General features: G+C 51.9%; 19 protein-coding genes and 2 pseudogenes. 4 read left to right on the top strand and 17 right to left on the bottom strand.

Translation table 11 applies throughout. The features are described 5' to 3' along the window. Positions 1-228: 228 nt before the first annotated feature. Complete coding sequence (locus tag ACN082_RS04105; protein ID WP_419099574.1) at positions 229-855, top strand: vitamin K epoxide reductase family protein; 627 nt, start codon at positions 229-231, stop codon at positions 853-855. A gap of 80 nt (positions 856-935) precedes the next feature. Here ACN082_RS04105 and ndk read toward each other — a convergent pair whose 3' ends face one another. From ndk to ileS, 4 genes are all read right to left on the bottom strand, one after another. Continuing rightward, a complete protein-coding gene (gene ndk / locus ACN082_RS04100) occupies positions 936-1,352 on the bottom strand; it encodes a nucleoside-diphosphate kinase (RefSeq protein WP_419099573.1) in 417 nt (138 codons plus the stop codon). A gap of 164 nt (positions 1,353-1,516) precedes the next feature. Beyond that, on the bottom strand, positions 1,517-1,957 hold the full coding sequence (locus tag ACN082_RS04095) for a DUF4233 domain-containing protein (RefSeq protein WP_419099572.1): 441 nt from the start codon (positions 1,955-1,957) through the stop codon (positions 1,517-1,519). Positions 1,958-1,971: 14 nt separating this feature from the next. Beyond that, on the bottom strand, positions 1,972-3,396 hold the full coding sequence (locus ACN082_RS04090; RefSeq protein ID WP_419099571.1) for a bifunctional folylpolyglutamate synthase/dihydrofolate synthase: 1,425 nt from the start codon (positions 3,394-3,396) through the stop codon (positions 1,972-1,974). Continuing rightward, entirely contained in the window at positions 3,397-6,711 is a 3,315-nt protein-coding gene (ileS, locus tag ACN082_RS04085) for an isoleucine--tRNA ligase (protein ID WP_419099570.1), read from the bottom strand. Positions 6,712-7,328: 617 nt separating this feature from the next. Here ileS and ACN082_RS04080 point away from each other — a divergent pair. From ACN082_RS04080 to pdxY, 3 genes are all read left to right on the top strand, one after another. Then, complete coding sequence (locus ACN082_RS04080; RefSeq protein ID WP_419099569.1) at positions 7,329-8,270, top strand: restriction endonuclease; 942 nt, start codon at positions 7,329-7,331, stop codon at positions 8,268-8,270. Between the two features lie 244 nt (positions 8,271-8,514). Continuing rightward, entirely contained in the window at positions 8,515-8,955 is a 441-nt protein-coding gene (locus ACN082_RS04075) for a DUF805 domain-containing protein (protein ID WP_419099801.1), read from the top strand. 431 nt (positions 8,956-9,386) lie between these two features. Continuing rightward, positions 9,387-10,238 (top strand): pyridoxal kinase PdxY, encoded by an 852-nt coding sequence (gene pdxY / locus ACN082_RS04070; protein ID WP_419099568.1) that lies wholly within the window; start codon positions 9,387-9,389, stop codon positions 10,236-10,238. A 197-nt stretch (positions 10,239-10,435) separates the two neighbouring features. On the opposite strand, the gene ACN082_RS04065 is transcribed toward pdxY, so the two are convergent. From ACN082_RS04065 to ACN082_RS04005, 13 genes and pseudogenes are all read right to left on the bottom strand, one after another. After that, positions 10,436-11,068, bottom strand: a complete 633-nt coding sequence (locus ACN082_RS04065; RefSeq protein ID WP_419099567.1) for a hypothetical protein — start codon at positions 11,066-11,068, stop codon at positions 10,436-10,438. Positions 11,069-11,082: 14 nt separating this feature from the next. Continuing rightward, entirely contained in the window at positions 11,083-11,277 is a 195-nt protein-coding gene (locus ACN082_RS04060) for a hypothetical protein (protein WP_419099566.1), read from the bottom strand. Positions 11,278-11,293: 16 nt separating this feature from the next. Beyond that, positions 11,294-11,755, bottom strand: coding sequence for a barstar family protein (locus ACN082_RS04055; protein WP_419099565.1), 462 nt, complete (start codon positions 11,753-11,755; stop codon positions 11,294-11,296). Continuing rightward, the gene (locus ACN082_RS04050) at positions 11,745-12,551 is read right to left on the bottom strand and encodes a ribonuclease domain-containing protein (RefSeq protein ID WP_419099800.1); all 807 of its coding nucleotides are present in this window, start codon (positions 12,549-12,551) and stop codon (positions 11,745-11,747) included. Before ACN082_RS04050 ends, ACN082_RS04055 begins: the two co-directional genes overlap by 11 nt. A gap of 114 nt (positions 12,552-12,665) precedes the next feature. Then, positions 12,666-12,749: pseudogene (locus ACN082_RS04045) on the bottom strand (hypothetical protein); the annotation flags it as partial. A gap of 704 nt (positions 12,750-13,453) precedes the next feature. Then, complete coding sequence (locus tag ACN082_RS04040) at positions 13,454-13,915, bottom strand: hypothetical protein (RefSeq protein ID WP_419099564.1); 462 nt, start codon at positions 13,913-13,915, stop codon at positions 13,454-13,456. A 16-nt stretch (positions 13,916-13,931) separates the two neighbouring features. Further along, positions 13,932-14,312 (bottom strand): hypothetical protein, encoded by a 381-nt coding sequence (locus tag ACN082_RS04035; protein ID WP_419099563.1) that lies wholly within the window; start codon positions 14,310-14,312, stop codon positions 13,932-13,934. Between the two features lie 711 nt (positions 14,313-15,023). Next, a complete protein-coding gene (locus ACN082_RS04030; protein WP_419099562.1) occupies positions 15,024-15,416 on the bottom strand; it encodes a hypothetical protein in 393 nt (130 codons plus the stop codon). A gap of 5 nt (positions 15,417-15,421) precedes the next feature. Next, a complete protein-coding gene (locus tag ACN082_RS04025) occupies positions 15,422-15,751 on the bottom strand; it encodes a hypothetical protein (protein WP_419099561.1) in 330 nt (109 codons plus the stop codon). Positions 15,752-15,975: 224 nt separating this feature from the next. Beyond that, positions 15,976-16,761 (bottom strand): annotated as a pseudogene (locus ACN082_RS04020) (hypothetical protein); the annotation flags it as partial. 181 nt (positions 16,762-16,942) lie between these two features. Then, the gene (locus ACN082_RS04015; protein WP_419099560.1) at positions 16,943-17,323 is read right to left on the bottom strand and encodes an RHS repeat domain-containing protein; all 381 of its coding nucleotides are present in this window, start codon (positions 17,321-17,323) and stop codon (positions 16,943-16,945) included. 102 nt (positions 17,324-17,425) lie between these two features. Then, the gene (locus ACN082_RS04010; protein ID WP_419099559.1) at positions 17,426-18,217 is read right to left on the bottom strand and encodes an SDR family oxidoreductase; all 792 of its coding nucleotides are present in this window, start codon (positions 18,215-18,217) and stop codon (positions 17,426-17,428) included. Between the two features lie 89 nt (positions 18,218-18,306). Continuing rightward, the gene (locus tag ACN082_RS04005) at positions 18,307-19,212 is read right to left on the bottom strand and encodes a hypothetical protein (protein ID WP_419099558.1); all 906 of its coding nucleotides are present in this window, start codon (positions 19,210-19,212) and stop codon (positions 18,307-18,309) included. Between the last annotated feature and the right edge of the window lie 99 nt (positions 19,213-19,311).

Here is a 19,311-nt window from a genome sequence, read left to right as displayed (position 1 = left end):
ACACTCATTCTCTCACAGACAGGGACATTTAGCCCCATTAAAGTAGGTGAGCCTTTCACGGCAGACCGAGCACAAAACCAGCCCGCTCCAAGGACCATCAAGGCCACAGCCATACAGCAGCTGTGAACTTTCGTAAAGAAACCCCGACGGTGGCACTTACCCCCTTGCTCCGGGAAACCTGCGCGTACTATGGAGAGGTAAGCGCTAGATAAAACCTAAGGATTCGCTGTGTCTACACCCGTTAGCAGGCTTGATACCCTACCGGAAGAAGAACATGCCAGAGCAGACCGCCGTCTGGGCTGGTTCACTCTACTCCCTGGCCTCATCGCTTTAGCTTCTTCCTCGATGCTAGTTTATGAGCGCCTGCAAATTTATATGGACGGGGCCCACAAATCTGTCTGCGACCTGAACGCCCTCCTCAACTGCGGAACGGTTATGCGTACCTGGCAGGCTGAAGTATTCGGCTTCCCCAACCCCTTCATCGGTCTGGTGGGTTACGGAATTGTTCTCGCTATCTCCACCGCTCTCATAGCTGGAGCCCGCTTCAAGCGCTGGTACTGGATCGGTATGCAGGTAGGGCACACGCTCGCTATGGCTTTCGTTCTTTGGCTCTGGTACAACACTACTTTTGACATCAATGCCCTGTGCCTGTTCTGCATGATTGTGTGGGTTATGCAGACCATGATTTTTGTTAGGGTGACAGCCCGTAACCTCCAGGCCGGTCTCATCCCGGCTCCCGAATCAATCCGTCTGGCCGCCCCCACCTGGACCTGGTTCTCCATCACACTGATTCTAATTCTAGTGTTCGGTATCGTCTTTATCCGCTTCTTTGACGTGATCGTGGGAATGTTCTAAACCCAGCCTCACCATCAGAAAAGCTGTGGCCTCCACTCAACCGGTGGAGGCCACAGCTTTTTGGCACCTGCCTCAAACCCTTAGGAGGCGAACCAGAGGGCGATTTCTCGGGCTGCCGATTCAGCTGAATCGGACCCGTGAACCAGGTTCTTCTGGACGCTCTGACCCCAGTCACGGGCGAAGTCACCGCGGATAGTGCCGGGAGCCGCAGTGGTGGGGTTAGAGGAACCCATCAGGCTGCGGGCACCCTCAATAACGCCCTCGCCCTCAAGTACCAGAGCAACAACAGACCCGGAACCCATGTAAGAAACCAGCGGATCGTAGAAGGGTTTGCCCTCGTGCTCTGCATAGTGCTGGGCCAAAAGCTCCTGGGAGGGGACCAGCATCTTTAGCTCAGCCAGGCGGTAGCCCTTACGCTCAAAACGGGCCAAAATTTCACCGGTCAGGTTGCGTTCTACGCCATCGGGCTTAACCAAAATTAGGGTGCGCTCAGACATGAAGATCTCCTTTAGTAGTCAGGGAAAAGTTTATTCTCACCCTACCAGAGTAGGAGGATCAATCTTAGAGTTACCAGACATAAGCGCAGTGCCCCCGAACCGCACAGGGCGGGCGAGGGCACCGGGCCGCTTGAAAAGGTTGTAGCTAGAAGAGGTTTCAGTCTTTATCTATTTCGCTGAGCCTTCTCCCATTCTTCCTGTTCGCGGGCACGAATCTCGTTTTCCGCGTCAAGGCGGCTACCGCGAGTCACTCCAAACCAATAGGCCACCGCAAAAGCGGCACCCACCAAGAACATGGAAGGCAGAGCAAAGCCAACCGCAATCAGCAGGACCTGTAGCAGGTACCCCAGATGGTAGCCCCAGGGTTTTCGGAGCAGAGCCGGAGTAAGTACCAGGGCACCTGCCAGGAAAAGACCCAGCACCCAGATCAGGACTTTGATCCAGGTAGGGTCATTGAAATGGTGGCCAAAAATAGCCAGGGTCGCAAAGAAAGCAACCAGAGCTTCCAAAGAAAGCACCATGGAGGTAAACAAAACCTTGATAGACCGCCGTTTGGGGGCTTGCCCGGGCTTCCACTCCCGCTGAGCGCGTGTCATACGAGCCATCGGTATTCCTTTCCTTACAGACCTAGCAGGGTGCTGGCTTGGCCCACTACGGTGATAGAACCGGTGACCAGCACAGCAGAGTTCAGGTTGGGAACATCAGCCGCAACAGTGACAGCAGCAGCAAGAGCATCGGCCACATTTTCGTGGGTCTCGACCTTATCCTCATCAAAGCCTGCTTCAAGGGCCAGCTCCACAAGAGCCTCCGGGGCAATTGCACGCGGCGAATCAGAGGCAGTCAGGTGCAGAACAGTGCGGAAGTCCTGACGATCGACGTACTCGCTGAGCAAGATCTCGAACATACCAGCAGCATCCTTCTCACCCAGAATACCTACCACCAGATGCAGTTCCTGGAAGCTGAAGGACTCCTTAAAAGCGGTAGCCGATGCAAGCAAACCGTGAGGATTATGGGCCGCATCAAGCACCACGGGCGGCTCAGTACGGGCAAGTTCCAGGCGACCGGGTGAACGAACCTCACCAAAAGCCAGTTTAACCAGCTCAAGGTTCAGTTCTTTCTGCCCACCACCTAAGAATGCTTCCACCGCTGCCAGGGCCACCGAGGCGTTCTGAGCCTGATGGGCACCAAAGAGTGGCAGGGCAATGTCATCGTAACGGGTAGCTAGGCCCTCAATAGTGATGAGCTGGCCCCCCACACCTGCGGTTCGTTGGGTCGTCCCAAATTCAACACCCTCGAAACGGTAGTCGGCGTTCTGGGCCTGGGCTGCTTCAAGTAAGACCTGTGCCGCCTGCGGGTCCTGAACGGCAGAAACCAGGAAACCATCAGGTTTGATGATGCCGGCCTTTTCAGCGGCAATTTCGGCCAGGGTCTCCCCCAGTATGTCGGTGTGGTCAAGGCCGATGGGGGTCACCACTGAAACCGTAGCATCGGCGACATTGGTGGCATCCCAGGTGCCCCCGATACCCACTTCAAGAACCATGACGTCAACCGGCTCATCGGCAAAGATAGCGAAAGCCAGAATGGTCAAGGCCTCAAAGTAGGTGATACGGGGCTGACCTGCGGCTTCAAGCTCAGCATCCACAATATCCAGGTAGGGCTTGATTTCTCCCCAGATACGCACAAAAGTGCTATCTGCCACCGGCGCACCGTCAATACTGATGCGCTCGGTGACCCGTGCCAGGTGAGGGCTGGTATACCGGCCGGTACGGATATCGTGGGCCATGAGCAGACGCTCAATCATACGGGCGGTAGAGGTCTTCCCGTTCGTTCCGGTCACATGAATCACCGGGGCAGAGCGATGAGGCTCCCCCAGGATATCCACAGCCCGACGCACTGCATCAAGACGGGGTTCCATCTTGTTCTCGGGCGCACGGCCAAGAAGCTCCGCGTAGACCGTTGCCAGGCCGGGGGCGTCATCCGCAAGGACGCCCTGAGCCTGGACCTCGGTGAAGACAGGATCTATATTCAGGGACTGGTCCGTCATTTAGGCCTTCTCTACGGTGGCTGAGAACTCAGTTCCCTCAGCGTAGGAGATGCTCACTGCCAGAGTCTCACCTGCAACCAGCTGCTCGTGGGCGCGAATCGCTTCAAGGTCAGCAGCAGGTGCCAAGACGGTGAGCTTGATACGGTCAGCGACGTTCAGGCCGGCTTCTTTACGCTCGGACTGGATTGCGCGGATTGCATCGCGGGCAGTGCCCTCTGCAAGGAGCTCATCTGTCAGGGCGGTATCAAGAACTAGGAATCCTCCACCGGGCAGAACAGAAACCGCGCCTTCGGCGGCCCCATCGGCCTCAGCGACCACGGTTTCAAGCTCATATTCACCGGCCTCAAGAGCCATACCACCCTCAACAGCCTGGAAGCCAACGACCACAGTACCGTCCTCGGCGACCTTCCAGTCACCGCTCTTGGAAGCCTTGATAGCGACCTGAACCTGCTTGCCCAGGCGGGGCCCAGCGGCACGCGCATTGACCTTAAGTTGCTGAGAGATACCGAAGTCAGCAGGGGCCACCTCTGCGGCATCCAGCAGTTCAACGGTTTTGATATTTAGCTCATCAGCGATGATGCTCTCGAAGGTTCCGGCGAGTTCCTTACCGCCAGCAACAGCAACAGTCAGGTGAGCCAGGGGCTGGCGTACGCGCAACTTCTTAGCCTTACGCAAAGCCGAACCGGCAGAAGCAACTGCCCGGGTAGTCTCCATGAGAGCAAGCAGGTCCTCTTCGTTCTTGAAGTCCCCAGGGGTGGGCAAATCGGTCAGGTGAACCGAGCGCTCGCCGGTCAGGCCACGGTAGATTTCCTCGCTGGTCAGCGGAAGCAAGGGGGCGGCAACCTTGACCATAGTGACCAGGGCGGTGTAAAGCACATCAAAGGCTGCGGTATCTTCGTTGAAGAAACGCTCGCGGGAACGGCGCACATACCAGTTAGTCAGAGCATCGGTGTAGGAACGCAGAGCATCGCAGGCGGCAGACACATCGTAGGCGTCCATTGCCTCGGTGACCTGGGCGACCAGCTGGCGGGTCTTGCCCAGGATAAAGCGGTCCATGACGTGCTCGGCCTCGGAGACCAGTTTTGCCTCGTAGCCAGTGCCCTGGTGAGCTGCGTTGGTGTAGAGAGCAAAGAAGTGGTAGACGTTCCACAGGGGTAGCATGACCTGGCGGACCCCCTCACGGATACCCTGTTCGGTCACAATCAGGTTGCCACCGCGCAGAATGGGGGAAGACATCAAGAACCAGCGCATAGCGTCAGAGCCGTCGCGGTCCAGCACCTCGGACACATCGGGGTAGTTGCGCAGGGACTTAGACATCTTCTGCCCATCTGAGCCCAGCACGATACCGTGAGCAATGACGTTCTCGAAGGCAGTACGATCAAAGAGCGCGGTTGCCAGAATGTGCATGGTGTAGAACCAGCCGCGGGTCTGGCCGATATACTCCACAATGAAGTCAGCCGGGTAGTGAGCCTCGAACCACTCCTTGTTTTCAAAGGGGTAGTGGAACTGGGCGAAAGGCATGGAGCCGGAGTCGAACCAAACATCCAGTACGTCCTCTACACGGCGCATGGTGGACTTACCGGTGGGATCATCGGGGTTTGGGCGGGTCAGCTCGTCAATGTAGGGGCGATGCAGGTCAACCTGGCCGTCCTTGTTCAGGGGCAGGCGACCGAAGTCTGCCTCTAGCTCTGCCAGTGAACCGTAAACGTCGGTTCGGGGGTAGTTGGGGTCATCGGAAACCCACACAGGGATTGGTGAGCCCCAGAAGCGGTTACGTGAAATTGACCAGTCGCGGGCGTTCTCTACCCACTTACCGAACTGACCGTGCTTGACGTTCTCGGGGATCCAGTTGATATTCTCATTCAGTTGGCTCATGCGGTCTTTGAAGTCGGTGACGCGCACATACCAGGAGGTGATGGCGCGGTAGACCAGCGGGGTGCGGCAGCGCCAGCAGTGCGGGTAGGAGTGCACGTAGGACTTCTCACGAATCAGGGTGCCGTCGGCCTTGAGTACGTTGATGATGGTGCGGTTGGCATCAAAAATCTGCACACCAGCAATATCTGCCAGGGGCGCACCCTCAGCCAGGCTGGGGTCGGCGAACAGGTCAAGGAACTTAGCGCCCTCGTCCATAGAGAGGATCACGGGAATACCGTAAGCCTCGCAGACCTTCTGGTCCTCTTCACCGTAGGCAGGTGCCTGGTGTACCAGACCGGTACCATCGGTGGTGGTCACGTAATCAGCCAGCAGAATCTGCCAGGAGGTCGCGGTGCCAAACTTCTCGGCATCGGTGAAATAGTCCCACAGGGGTGCGTAGCGCAGGCCTTCAAGCTGGCTACCGGTGTAGGTTGCCAGGACAGCGGCACGGGCTGCCTCCACCGGGTTTTCTTCAGCGGCGTAGCCCAGATCCTTGGCGTACTCCCCTAGTAGGTCCTCAGCCAGCAGGAAGCGGCGGCCAGCCAGCTCACCGGCACCGGCTACAAGGACGTAGCGCACCTGGGGGCCAACGGCAAGCGCCTGGTTGGTGGGCAGGGTCCAGGGGGTGGTGGTCCAGGCAAGAGCCTCAACCCCCACCAGTTCAGCGGCAACAGCCTGATCGGCGGCTAGGGAGGTGTCGCTGGTAATGCGGAAAGCAACGGTGACCGAGGGGTCCTGGCGGTCCTTGTAGACGTCATCGTCCATGCGCAGCTCGTGGTTTGAAAGCGGGGTTTCGTCTTTCCAGCAGTAGGGCAGAACGCGGAAACCCTCGTAGGTTAGTCCCTTGTCGTGCAACTGTTTGAAGGCCCAGATGACCGACTCCATGTACTCAACGTTCAGGGTCTTGTAGTCGTTCTCAAAGTCGACCCAGCGGGCCTGACGGGTGACGTATTCTTCCCACTCTGTGGTGTACTTGAGCACTGAGGCGCGGGCGGCATCGTTGAAGTTATCAATGCCCATCTCGATAATCTGTTGCTTATCGGTCATACCCAGCTGCTTCATGGCTTCAAGCTCAGCGGGCAGGCCGTGAGTGTCCCAGCCAAAGCGGCGTTCGACTTTGTGTCCGCGCTGGGTCTGGTAGCGGGCTACCAGGTCTTTAACGTAGCCGGTGAGCAGGTGGCCGTAGTGGGGCAGGCCGTTAGCGAAGGGAGGACCATCATTGAATACAAACTCGTTGGCCCCGTTAGCGCCTGCCTCCCTGTTGTCAATGGAGGCTTGGAAAGTACCGTCCTGCTTCCAGTAGCTCAGCACGGCTTCTTCGAGTGCTGGGAAGGAGGGGGAAGCGGCTACGAAGCTGGCACCGCTTGCGCTTGCCTTAGGGTAGACAGGCTTTTGAGTCATGGTTGCGACCTTTAGTTCTCGACATGGGTTGAGTTTGGGTTCTGCAAGGACGCTAGGCCCGAACTAGGTGCCGGGTTTGGCGCGGTACCACCTTGCTTACTGAAAGAACCGGCCCGACTCCCAGCCATTGCCTTACGGGGCTTGCATGGGCCTGCGCCAGCGGCTAGCTCGTCGTGAGATGAGCCAGCCGCTGGCGCAGGTGCCGAACCGGTTATCAGTCGCTTCATGACAGCTGTTTCGGGCTTACCCGTCCGGGTCTACTGGGGTTATATCTATTCCGCGCACTCCCCTCGTCGCAACGAATTTACGGGGGTGTGCAGGTATAACCTGTTCTTCCGGATTGCTCGCCGGTGATGGCCGGGTCTTTGCAACTGATACTTAGTTTATGCGCTGATTCTGCCTCTGTCTAACCTGTTTTTGACCCATTTTTTACCTGTTTATTCATTGAGGCCTCAAATTACAGAGATGTGAGTACAAGATATAGGGGTAGCGCCCCACGGTGCCCCCAAGATAGCGGCCAGTGCAGGTAAAACAAGGTGAGCAGACCAACCTAAATTACAATTTTGGGTTTTGGGAATTCTGCTCTTCGAAGCACTCTCCCAACTAGAATGACCACCATGACAAACGATAAATCTACAGCTACTGTTCCCCCTTGGCCGTTCTTTGTTCGTCCAGCCTTGGAGGTACTTGAAGAGCACGATGTGGTCAGCACGAAAGAGATCGTAAGACTTATCGAAGACCGATACCTAGCCTCCCCTGATGCACGCTCAGCAAAGTTGCCCAGCGGTATGAAAGTTTCTGCTCACCGTATTGGCTGGACGCTCAGCCACATCACTAAAGCAGGATGGGCAGTCCGCCCCTCGAAAGGCTTCTATACCATCACTGAAGCCGGTAAAAATTGGCTGGAAGGTAATAGAAACACCAACCTTACCTATGCAGAAGCGAACAAAATATTTAGGCAATTCTGGCCTCAGAGAAAAACGAGTGGGGAAATAAGCTCTGTTGATTCTCATAATCTAGAAATTGATTTGGAGCCCCCGGCTGAATCAATCGAAAAGGGTATCGCTCTTCTCACTTCACAAGCGAAAGACGAGTTACTGGTGCGCCTTCGCGCCTCAGACCCGTCTTTTTTCGAGAAAGCTGTTATCAAGCTATTATTTGCTATGGGCTACGGAGGTGCGGAGAAGCGAGGCCAGCAGATCGGAGGTAGCGGAGACGGTGGTGTAGATGGAGTAATCGACCAAGATGCGCTGGGACTCGAAAAGATTTATGTGCAGGCCAAAAGATATGCAGAAAACAACAGTATCGGTAGCGCAACCATACGTGAGTTTATCGGCGCCTTAGCTATCAAAGGGGTAAGTTCTGGAGTTTTTATCACAACCAGTAATTTCACCGAGTCCGCCCGGCGAACTGCTGATTCGCCTTCTCATAGTATTGCCCTGATCGATGGTGAACGTCTTACGTCCCTCATGGTCAAGTACAAAGTAGGTATCCAAATAAAGCAGATGTACGAAGTTGTTGAGCTGGACGAAGAGTTCTTCGATGATGCCGATATGTAGTGATCCAACCGATTCTGCGCCCCCCATTGCGCCCTTTGAGAGCTTCCACCGATTAGTTCCTGAGATATTTGGTGCATGGGATATCAGGGTAAGTAGCGTCAACGCCTGCCATAATAGTATTTGCACATTTTGTTTACTCTATCTATCTTGAGGTCTTACAGAGACTCAGTCAGCTACCCCCACGCACCCGGCACCCCGCCCACACGTCAGCTTTGGACAGGCCCTTAAAAATTGGCGCAAGTACATATTCCGCTTTAGCGGACGCGCTTCACGCTCAGAATTCAGGTGGGTCATGCTCGTATGGTTTATTATCAGCTTGGTGCTTTCCATAATAGCTATATTGGCAATTGTTCCTACTATCAACCATCTTCAGCAGCTACAAGAAGCGGCGTCCACAAGCCTGGATGCATACAATGAATACAGGCAGGCGTCTAATGAGCTCGGCCCGGCGTTGGCTGGTAGGACGTTGATTTTCGCACTTATTATCGGTGCATTTGGAATTGTACAGTTTGTCACCATGCTGGGCCTCTGGTGGCGCCGCCTGCAAGACGCCAATTTTCACGGTGCTTTTTACTTACTAAGCTTCGCAGGCCCCGGTGTACTTGTTCCCCTAATTATGGCTATTCTGCCCTCTAACCCTGAAGGTGTCCGCTTCGACAAACCAGAAGATGCAACCCGCCCGTAGAACTTACATGGTTTAGCAATCATGCCGCTGGCTCCTTACCCGGGTCAGCGGCATTTTTGTTGATCAAGCAGTCTACTGGAGCAATCCTTGCTCAGTCTGGGACGCCCAGCTTGCGAAGCTCTGGTCGCGGTACTGGAGGTGGACCAGGTAGTTCCGAACCTGCGGGTCCACCTTACATATACGGTAGCTGGTGGCCGGGACTCATGCTCCTTGTTGCCCCTCCCGCCTAGGTTAGCTACCGCTGGCAAGCCCATTCACGCCAGCCCGACCATCCACTTCTCTGGACCCAGCCCTACCTACCCTTGATGTAGATCAGTCCTTTTAAGATTTGGTCACAAGCATGTACCGCCCCCTTTTTTTTCTATTGCCGCGTGGTGTAGTGAAAGGTCATAGGGTCACAGGGAATCATGGGTCTGTGACACAATACCTTTATGCGTATTTTGTCTATTCAGTCAGCCGTAGCCTACGGGCATGTCGGCAATTCAGCAGCAGTTTTCCCCCTCCAGCGCCTAGGCCACGAGGTTATGCCAGTCAACACCGTCCTCTTCTCTAATCACACCGGCTACGGTGAGTGGCGCGGCCCCTTGATGTCCGGCGACGATGTGCGTGAGGTTGTTACCGGTATTGAAGAACGCGGCGGCCTCGATGACACCGCTCTGGTTATTTCTGGTTACCAGGGTGGCTCATCCATTGGCGATGCCATCTTGGACGCAGTGGCTAAAGCCCGCGCTAAGAACCCCAAGGTACTCTACTCCTGCGACCCTGTTCTGGGTAACGCCACCAGCGGTTGCTTTGTTTCACCTGAGGTGCAGGAGCTGATCCGTGACCGGGTCATCCAGCACGCCGATATTATTACCCCCAACCAGTTTGAGCTGGGCTTTGTCACCCGCACCAACCCGCAGACCCTCGATGAGGTGCTCGAGTCGGTCAAGAAGGCCCAGAAAATTGGCCCGAAGACGGTGCTGGTCACGAGCGTTTCGACCCCTGAAACTCCCGGCAACAGCATTCAGATGCTAGCTGTATCCGGCGATGAGGCCTGGCTAATTACCACGGACCGGCTACCGCTGAAGGCTAACGGTTCAGGAGACGTGACCCAAGCACTTTTTGCTTCTCACTTTACATCGGGTAAGTCTTTGAAGGAGGCCCTGGAACTGACAACAGCCAGCGTCTATGAGCTTCTGAAGAACACCCTAGAATCTGGCCAGCGCGAGCTACAGCTCATTGAATCGCAGCAGTCCTATGTGGCTCCCCAGGTTTCCTTTGAGGCCGTGCGGATCCGCTAATTTCTACTTGCGTCAAGGCCCCGCTCCCCCGGTGGTCGCGGGGCTTTAGCGTACTTCAGGGGCAGACTTGATGTGGGGTTCTCAAGGCTTTGGTAGTTGGCTCTTCAGGGTTGAGGGAGTTGAGGGGCTTGGGTTGGCTAGGCAGTTCGTGTTTCTACGGACATCAAAAGCGGCCGGGTTCACCAGAACCGCTCATCCTAAGCACCACAACGCTCCCGAAAAGCCACCACAAAATCAACAAAATCAGGATCCTGATACTTCAACTTCTTAGCAGCATGCCGCACCTCAAACTCACCCAACCACCCCAAAGCATCCTCCCTCAAACCAACCACCTCAAGAGCCAACACATAACTAGCCCACCACAAAGCACCCCCAATATTAGGATTAAACCCCCGCCACCTCAAAACATCCAAGGCGTACTCCACCGAACACATCTTCCGCGATTTAGGCACACCCTGCTCCACCAAACACGTCACAGGAGCCGACAAATCAATCGGCCCATAAGGACCCTCCTGAATCTTCCACTCAGGCCCCAAACGCTCACTCCGCAAAGGATCAATCTCAAACAAAGCCTCACCAAAAACCGGCTCCCCCTTATGCTCCACCAAAAAGGGCGCCACTTCACGAGCCAACTCCGTAAAAGGATGCCACACAACACCAATAGTCACATCAACAGAGGAACCAGTCCCATAATTAGAACTCGTAGTCAACCCAACAAAACCTGACCATTCCTCATCAAAAAAGTACTGGGCATCCCTGCCCACCTTCTTAAAACCCAACTGGGCTAGCTCAGCATGCCACAGCTTTTGCACATCACGATCTCTTGCCATACAAACCACCCTACCTAAACACCACAACGCTCCCGAAACCCCACCACAAAATCAACAAAATCAGAATCCTGGTACTTCAACTCCTTAGCAGCATGACGCACCTCAAACTCACCCAACCACCCCAAAGCATCCTCCCTCAAACCAACCACCTCAAGAGCCCACACATAACTAGCCCACCCCAAAACACCGCCCATATTAGGATTATTCAAAACCGCTGGTTTCTTACTAAGGCACCTCAACGAAAACTTTTATCATTCTCTCGCGGGGAATACCTGAGATATTATCGACAGGACTAAAAAGATACCGATGCGAATTCTCTAGCAGTTTAATAAAATCATCAGGACCTACAATAGTAGATTGGGATAATAAGTCAGAAAAATTCTTGATAATGATGACCCCGCCTTTGATTTCCCCCAGAGTCCATTCAGGTGAATCATCCCAATCCATATCAGCCAAACACTCCCCCATCGCTGACCAATTCTCACCATAGTACGCGGGAAAATGCATCTGGGAACCGATTTCTTGACATAAATCTTGCTCTGTTTTTACCCTTTTCCCATCTATTACTGCAGTGAGGTAACCTTCTTGCAAAGAATATTCAAGTATTTCTTTTGCCTGCAAATTATTTACATTGCAGACCTGGAATTTTGGTGTCTGTCGGAAGTATCCCTGAATATTATCCACCATTGCTTGTTCCTTGTCGCATCATAATAAATGATTTGTAATGATTTGTTGTGTAGTATGCAGAACCGTCTGAGCCAGTGACTAAGCGATCAGCTGTTCTGGGGATGCCCTTAACCTTGGGGTCAACGTCCCATTCACGATAGCTAATTGGTTCGTTTTTTCCGGATGGTAACACAGCGCCCTTCCCATTATTTTCCCATATTTTTCCGCCCTTGAAACCACTTGGTGCCACGCCTTTTTGGTCTATAGTATCTAGCACCTGGTGGGCTTTCGCTTCCACAGGGCCGATAGGCTGAACAAACTGCGGCTCAGGAACAGGAGATAATTCGCCTATCCTAGGATTCGCACTAGAAGCACCACCTCCCGCTATTCCACTCGCATCCTTAGAAGCACTCTTAACAGCGCCCCTCTCAAGCGTCTCAATGCCTCCACCCACGAGTTTCTTGCCCGCAGACGAAGGCCCCGGCAAAACAGCCGCCACAGCAGCAACAGTCACATCACCCAACAAACCAGACACATTATGAGGTCCCGGCTGCTTCATATACGAATAAGCCGCAGAACCAGCCCCACATACAGCCTGAATCACAGGGCCCCCCGGCACCATATCCATAGCAAGTTGCACAGGATCAACCGAACCGGTAATAGCCTTCTGCACCCCCACAGAAATACCGCCCTGAACCAGCATCAAACCAACAGGGCCACCAACACCGGTAGCCATCAAAACACCACCGGCAATCACCATACCGGCAGCCGCTAAATACTCCCAGTTATCCGCAAAAAAATCACCAGCATCAGCCAAGTAACCCTGATGAGCCTTCTGGTAGTCCGCTAGTTCAGCGTCAGTAATAGGCCGCAAACCCCACGGGTCCACCTGATTCACCGGATTATTACCCGCAAAGGAATACGGGTTAGAACCCCAGGCGGCACCAGCCACAGGAGCCAAAGGATCAACGCTCAAGAATGAAGCCGTACCCGGGTCGTAGCCACGGGCACCCATCAACTCCACACCGGCGACAAGAGGCACACCATCAGAGGTATCGGGTCCAGCCCCAGCCACCCCAAAAAAAATCCTGGGAACCAGCCCCGCCTGCTAAACACCAAAAAGTAGCAGAAACTACACACTCCTACTCTGTTCTTCTACATACTCCACACAAAGATCATATAAACGCGTTCTCAGACGGTCTAACATCACATTTTCTTGTGGATAGAAGTTGCCCGCGGTAGACAAAACAAGATCTGAGAAACTACCAGCCCCTCGGTACATTTTGAGGATATTTCTGATTACGATTTCTTCGTTTGGGACTGAATGAAGGGAATGCACTATGCCTTCAAAAGAAGAACTATAAGGTTCGCACTGCATAGAATTAAGCAGGGCATGTATTTTTTCGACACATTCTGTGATGTGTTTTTTTAGTTGAGTTCCCAATGTCCTACCGCTTTCGCCCCTTCAATAGTCCAGGTTTTCGATGAGAGTTTGTTGAGTTCATCCCATGTAAAGCCCTCCGGAGCAGTCCGATAAGCATGGGCTTCCCTCAGCGCACTTGGGGGTTTACTTGACGGGATTCAACGAAGTCACACCAGTGGACCCAAACACATCCTTTTGCAACTACAGGAAAACACCAACAAACAACGTGGCATCATCGCAAGCAGGAAATACATGCCGCTCAGTTTGTGCTGCCTAAACATCACGCGCTCTAGTGCTCAGCCCGTTTCCGAAGGCAACTCGATACGTTGAGCATCAAGCACAGCACCAGTCCAACGAGGCAGCTGATATGGGTGTAGCCAAAATATCACGGTTTCCCCCTGATGCAGGTCTAAAAGATCCACAGCCCCTTCAGTAGAGCCTGTTCCTAAATCACCTTTGAACCCAATAACCCCACACTCTTCAGTACGAATCATAATCGTCGATGACGTCGAGGCGCTTCTCAGTCCCCCACCTGAACCATCAATATAAGCATCTTCAATAGTACAGCGCTTCTCTTCTTGCATGGATTCAATATTGCCCGCGATAAAATACCAAGGAATACCAACCATTAGAGTTAAACAAACACTAAAAAATACCAATAACCCTAGACATCCTAAATAGTTTTTAAATCCAACTTTTCCCTCAAGGTTACTTCCAGGATGATTAGACTGAGATATTTTAGTTGAATATTTTTTCATAGTAACTTTCTGATAATTAGTGTGAGCCTTCGCCACCACTCCCTATAGAAGTGTTGGCTCCAACTTGCCCCGCGTGGGTAGATGCACCCCCAGCCATATTCTCTAAACCTTTAATAACCATATCCTTACCTGAGAATTCACCTCCATATCCGATAAGATAGTTTCCTGCACCTGTCGAGAAATCAATGATTCTGTCTGAAGTATACCCTGCAACCTTGTGCACACTTGAATTATTTATAGCTAGAGAAGGTAATGGATTTAAAGCAAAAAGTTTATCTACGATCGGATTAGCAGCTTTCAGGCTGTTTTCTCCAAGTTTTCTAGCAGAATTGCCCAAGGAGGGAGTAACGCCACCAAAGATGGTGCCAGAAGCCCAAGTCCTCAGTGCTCCATCCACAACTTAGGTCGTACTTTTCGCCCCCCTTAGAATCGATAAAGTAACCACCTAAGCTATTGAAGCCACCGGTTGTAGCGCCTTCCACGACTTACCCTGGAAGCATCTGACGGAATGTACTCAACCTTGCACAATTATTAGCCTGAGAAATGGCTGCCTGTTCAGAGCGTCTTACACTTTCACGTTGCAACACCAAACTCTTAAAGTCGCTTCGAGGTCGTCCTGTCTTATAAAAATTAGTAGCCTTCTGGAATAACATAGCTGATTCATCACTTAGACTAGCTGCCGTACTTGCAGCACGTCCTGCAAGTATTTTGCCAACACCCAATGCAGCACCTCCACCCAAAAGAGCTGAAGCTCCGCCTACTAGAGCGTTCAATCCACTCCTATAAAAGTAAGAGCCGCCCCTACAACCCCCGCTGCAACAACAGCTTCACACCCCCACCAACAGGCACACCAATAGCCGGTAGGTCAAAAAGCCAATAAAACCATCCAAACCACTTCAGGCTCCACCTGATTCACCGGGTTAGTGCCCGCAAAGGAATAAAGGCTTGATCCTCTGTGGCCCCATTCCAGTTATTCAGGCGAGATCAGGTTAATCCGTGGTAGCCCAAAATATTTTATGGAGATTTAGATTATACAAGTCTATTAATCGATTTTCCGATACCTTTTACAATTTATTACTCGACCACTGTTGCAATTATTATATATTACTTACTGCTCAACAGAAATCTGCTTCAAAAAGCTATCAAAATCTTCCGGAGAAAAAGCTGCCTGAACAGGCTCAACACTAAGATTCATAAAACAAACTACCCACCAGCGCTTAGGAACACCCATTACTTGTTTTTCAAACAAAGAAGACTCGGGAGCCCAATCTACATTCGCAATAAAAACTGGCCCATTTGATGAATCAAAGGACTCAGCAATCGCTTGCCCTTCAAAAAAATTCTTGGTTAATTCGGAAGTTTCAAATTCAGCCCATTCTTTGCCAACCGTCAACCGGACACGATGAAAAGTCTTATTCCTTTTCCACAGGACTTTCTTCTCATACACTTTTCGCTCTACAGAAATCATCCGACCCGAGGAATCTTCAAAAACCATCGTCACACACTTTATCTCTCAATAATTTTAATTTTTTCTCGTTGATTAGCACCAATGTGAACACCTGGAAAAAAACCTGGGATAATCATAACCATAGATTTATGCCATATTTCATCTCCCGCTACACCATAGGCAAACACGAATATCCACAAAGCAAAAGATAGCCAGTAAGCAATACTTCTTGGCAAAAAGCGAAATATCAAATAACCTAATACACCGAATGCTATAGTCGCAATAAACAATATAAAAAAATGTTGTAAACCAATAAAAAATAAATACAGCACAAACAGTGAAACAGGTGCCGCAAACAGCGAATATAAATTTTTAGATTTCTTACTCACCTTTTAATATGTCTCCAAACAATATATCATTATCTCCAGAAATTGAATCTCCCAGTAAAGCGCCTCTCCACATCCTAGAAGACTGGGTACCTTTAAACATGCCACGAAGTGTACTTGGAGACGTCCAGCTTGCCTGATTCAGTGTATTTGCTCTCGTTGCTTTCGCAACAGGTACTTGTGAGAAACCTGCAGAAGTACCTCCAGCAACCAATAGTTTTCTTATATTAGTTTCTTCGCCTGAAATTCCGGCGGTAAGACCTTAGGCTCCAACACCACCCGCAAAAGTTCATTCCAAGTTCAGTAATTTTTTGCCTGAGGTAAGGAGATGCTTTAGCTAGCGTTCCTGAGCCTGGGCCAAAGAACCCGCCCACAGCTGCACCGAAGCCTCCGCCTACGCTGTTGCCAATAAACTCCCTCAACTTCCATTTCTCACCTTTCACCGCTGAATTAACGGAGTAAATAAGACCACCACCAACTGAGCCACTCGTAAAGTGAATACCAGCGTTCACGGCCACTGAGCCCTTGAAACGGGTAGCGGATTTTGTAACTGCCATCGTTAACTTTGTGGCAGCGGTACCAGCTCCGCCTATAGCTCCAGTGGCTCCACCTACCAGGGTGTCTATTCCTACTTTTTTCCAGTCAACTGTGCCATCTGGGTTTTTATTGTTGAGGATAGAAATACCACCGCTCAGTGCAGCGCCGCCAGCAACACCAAGTGCTATGAGACCTATAGGCCCGCTGGCGACAAGGGCGGCGAGGCTTAAAACAGCGCCTGCAGCAATAGCATCAGCATGTTCGTTGGCCCAATCTTTAACGGCCCCCAACAGGCCACGGGATTGTGCTTGCGCATAGGCCTGAAAATCAGCGTCAGTAACAGGCCGCAAACCCCACGGGTCCACCTGATTCACCGGGTTATTACCCGCTAAAGAATACGGATTAAAACCCCACGCAGCACCAGCCACAGGAGCCAAAGGGTCAACGCTCAAGAATGAAGCGGTCAGCAGATCATAACCACGAGCCCCCCCCCATCAACCCCACACCGGCAACAACAGGCACACCATCAGCGCTGAGACCAAAACCAGCAAGCAACCCACCCTCACCAGAGGCATCGGGGCCAGCACCGGGAACAGCGAAAGGATCCACCTCATCCGTCGAACGGGTCAAACGCCAACCGGTCGCAGGTGCAAGCCCCTAAGACTCACCAGCAACACTGACCAGCGTGGGAACCGAGGCGGTAGAATCCCAGAACAAATTAATACCGTCAATCTGAGCAATCTCACCCAGAGCATCGACCTCTATCGAATGTGCTATCGACTCCCCAGCGCCGGTACCAACCCGGATGCCTTCCAGATAGCCAGCAGGCCCATAGGCAAACTCACGCACCGAACCGTCGGGGTCAGTCTCCCGAACACGCCGTCCCAAACCGTCATACACAAACTCACGAACCAGACCATCAGAGCCAGTCACGCTCACAAGTTGAGAAGCCGCATCGTAGGCTAAAACCTGCTCAGTACCATCAGCACCCACAGTTCCAACCAGACGCCCACACTCGTCATACTGTAACTCCTGCACAGTTTCGGGTTGTCGCCCTAATACTCATGAACGCACAGCTTAGGTTGAGTAAAGTCACGCTCAACCGAAGAAACCAAACGCCCATTGACATTCATGGAGGTTTCACGCCCCAGTCCGAATGACCTTATACTGGGCGGCCTGGGCGACCGGGCGCAGAGTGATATGGTCCAGGTTGATGTGGTGGGGAATGTTCACCGCAAAGGTGACGGTCTGGGCTACGTCTTCGGCTAGGAGCGGTTTCTCTACTCCGGCGTAGACCTTGGCGGCAGCTTCGCCCGAGCCCAGGCGGTTGAGGGAGAATTCTTCGGTGCGAACCATTCCTGGGCGGATCTCAATCACGCGCACGTTGTTCTCTGCTTCTTCAAGACGCAGGGTTTCGGTCAGCGCGCGTTCCCCGAACTTGGCGGCGTTGTAGCCTGCTCCACCTTCGTAACCAGCTTCAGCCGCTGTGGAGGTCAGATTGAGTACGGTGCCCTGTCCGTTAGCGCGCAAGGCGGGTAGGAAGGCCTTGACCATGTTCAGTGTTCCCACAACATTGAGGTTGAACATGGATAACCAGCCGTCGGGGTCAGCATCAGCTACGGCATCCACACCCAGAGCGCCACCGGAGATATTAACCAGCGCATCGAGCTGTCCCCCGGTTTCTTCCAGAATCCGTGCGGCTTGCTCAACCACCGCGTCACGGTCAGTAATATCTAGGACCACCGGGCGCACACCGCACTGCCGGGCAAGTTCTTGGAGCCGTTCAGCGCGGCGGGCTACGGCGTAGACAGTCCAGCCGGTAGCGGCCATGATCTGGGCTGTTGCCCGCCCAATCCCCGAGGAGGCACCGGTCACCACCGCCACTTTTCCTGCTTGAGCATCGGGGCTAAAAGGATTTCGTGAAGTCATCATGTCACATTATCTTGGTAGGATTTTATATAAATAATTTTAATGAAATTCACACTTATAGGAAATCTTCCTATTAATGGATAGATATATCATCAACTCACAAACGCTCTCGCATCCACGAATAACCTCTGAAGGTTTGACCCTGGGGGCACCTCAAGAGAAACCCCTTCAGTAGGACATGGAAAGAACTTATTTTTTTCACCAATAATAAAGGTATCACAATCTTCAATATAATCCACATTTTCATTATTGGCATATGGATATCCGTCATTGTTTTGAAGAATAATTCCATATTTAATCATTTGTTCTTTTACACCCTCAATACTTACCCCCTCAAGCAAGCTGAAACGAGGAAGGTGTACAGCCTGAGGAAACCCCACTCCGCCACACTGTTCAAACTTATCCAGAAAATCTCTTAGGTTCACCAAAGAACTAGGCGGTTGAAAAGTTGGACGATTTCTGGGCCCCCTAGAGGGCAACCACTGCAAATCATACTTATTTTTAGTTGAGTTCCAGGTCCCCTTAACTAATGTTTTCTCATCATCTTTCTGCGAAATCAGCGATTGGTTCTTTTGTAAATAATTATATAAAGATCTCGAGTGAATTACCCAAGCCCAATTGGGATACCACATAGAACCACTTCGTGAATATGAAAATTCAGATTTATTTTTCAAATTCACCCTTGCATAATCTTCAATTCTTCCCGGCCAGATCGGGAGAGGAAAAACATAGTACGGTTCAAAACTTGGACTATTCCACGAAATATAACTAATGAGTTGAGAGTAGCGAATTTTTATTTTAAAAAATCTAGAATCCATATACGAAGTTTTAATCTCTAGATTTAGAGATTTTCCTGGTAGATTCCGGGGGCTTGCAAGCTCAATATCTTGACCAAAGCTAGGCCACCACAAAGATACCTTTGATTTATATCTATATCGCAAATAAGAGCTCGTCCAGTGCTCGAGCGTCTTCTCAGGGGGCGTAGCAACTAAGCTCATATCTTAAACACCTGCTAAAATTTTTTAATTTTCAAATAAAATAAACTATGAGTTATCAGCATGAATACTATCACTACAGCAGATCAAGGAGCTATTGGC

The sequence above is a fragment of the Rothia sp. CCM 9417 genome (assembly GCF_048513575.1).
In the GTDB taxonomy this organism is placed as follows: Bacteria; Actinomycetota; Actinomycetes; order Actinomycetales; family Micrococcaceae; genus Rothia.
This window is presented reverse-complemented; position numbering and strand designations above follow the sequence as displayed.

Excerpts from the sequence above, each read along its gene's own strand:
- ndk (WP_419099573.1), bottom strand. The coding sequence starts at position 1,352 with ATGTCTGAGCGCACCCTAATTTTGGTTAAGCCCGATGGCGTAGAACGC.
- ACN082_RS04095 (WP_419099572.1), bottom strand. The coding sequence starts at position 1,957 with ATGGCTCGTATGACACGCGCTCAGCGGGAGTGGAAGCCCGGGCAAGCC.
- ACN082_RS04090 (WP_419099571.1), bottom strand. The coding sequence starts at position 3,396 with ATGACGGACCAGTCCCTGAATATAGATCCTGTCTTCACCGAGGTCCAG.
- ileS (WP_419099570.1), bottom strand. The coding sequence starts at position 6,711 with ATGACTCAAAAGCCTGTCTACCCTAAGGCAAGCGCAAGCGGTGCCAGC.
- ACN082_RS04080 (WP_419099569.1), top strand. The coding sequence starts at position 7,329 with ATGACAAACGATAAATCTACAGCTACTGTTCCCCCTTGGCCGTTCTTT.
- pdxY (WP_419099568.1), top strand. The coding sequence starts at position 9,387 with ATGCGTATTTTGTCTATTCAGTCAGCCGTAGCCTACGGGCATGTCGGC.
- ACN082_RS04065 (WP_419099567.1), bottom strand. The coding sequence starts at position 11,068 with ATGGCAAGAGATCGTGATGTGCAAAAGCTGTGGCATGCTGAGCTAGCC.
- ACN082_RS04055 (WP_419099565.1), bottom strand. The coding sequence starts at position 11,755 with ATGGTGGATAATATTCAGGGATACTTCCGACAGACACCAAAATTCCAG.
- ACN082_RS04040 (WP_419099564.1), bottom strand. The coding sequence starts at position 13,915 with ATGAAAAAATATTCAACTAAAATATCTCAGTCTAATCATCCTGGAAGT.
- ACN082_RS04010 (WP_419099559.1), bottom strand. The coding sequence starts at position 18,217 with ATGATGACTTCACGAAATCCTTTTAGCCCCGATGCTCAAGCAGGAAAA.
- ACN082_RS04005 (WP_419099558.1), bottom strand. The coding sequence starts at position 19,212 with ATGAGCTTAGTTGCTACGCCCCCTGAGAAGACGCTCGAGCACTGGACG.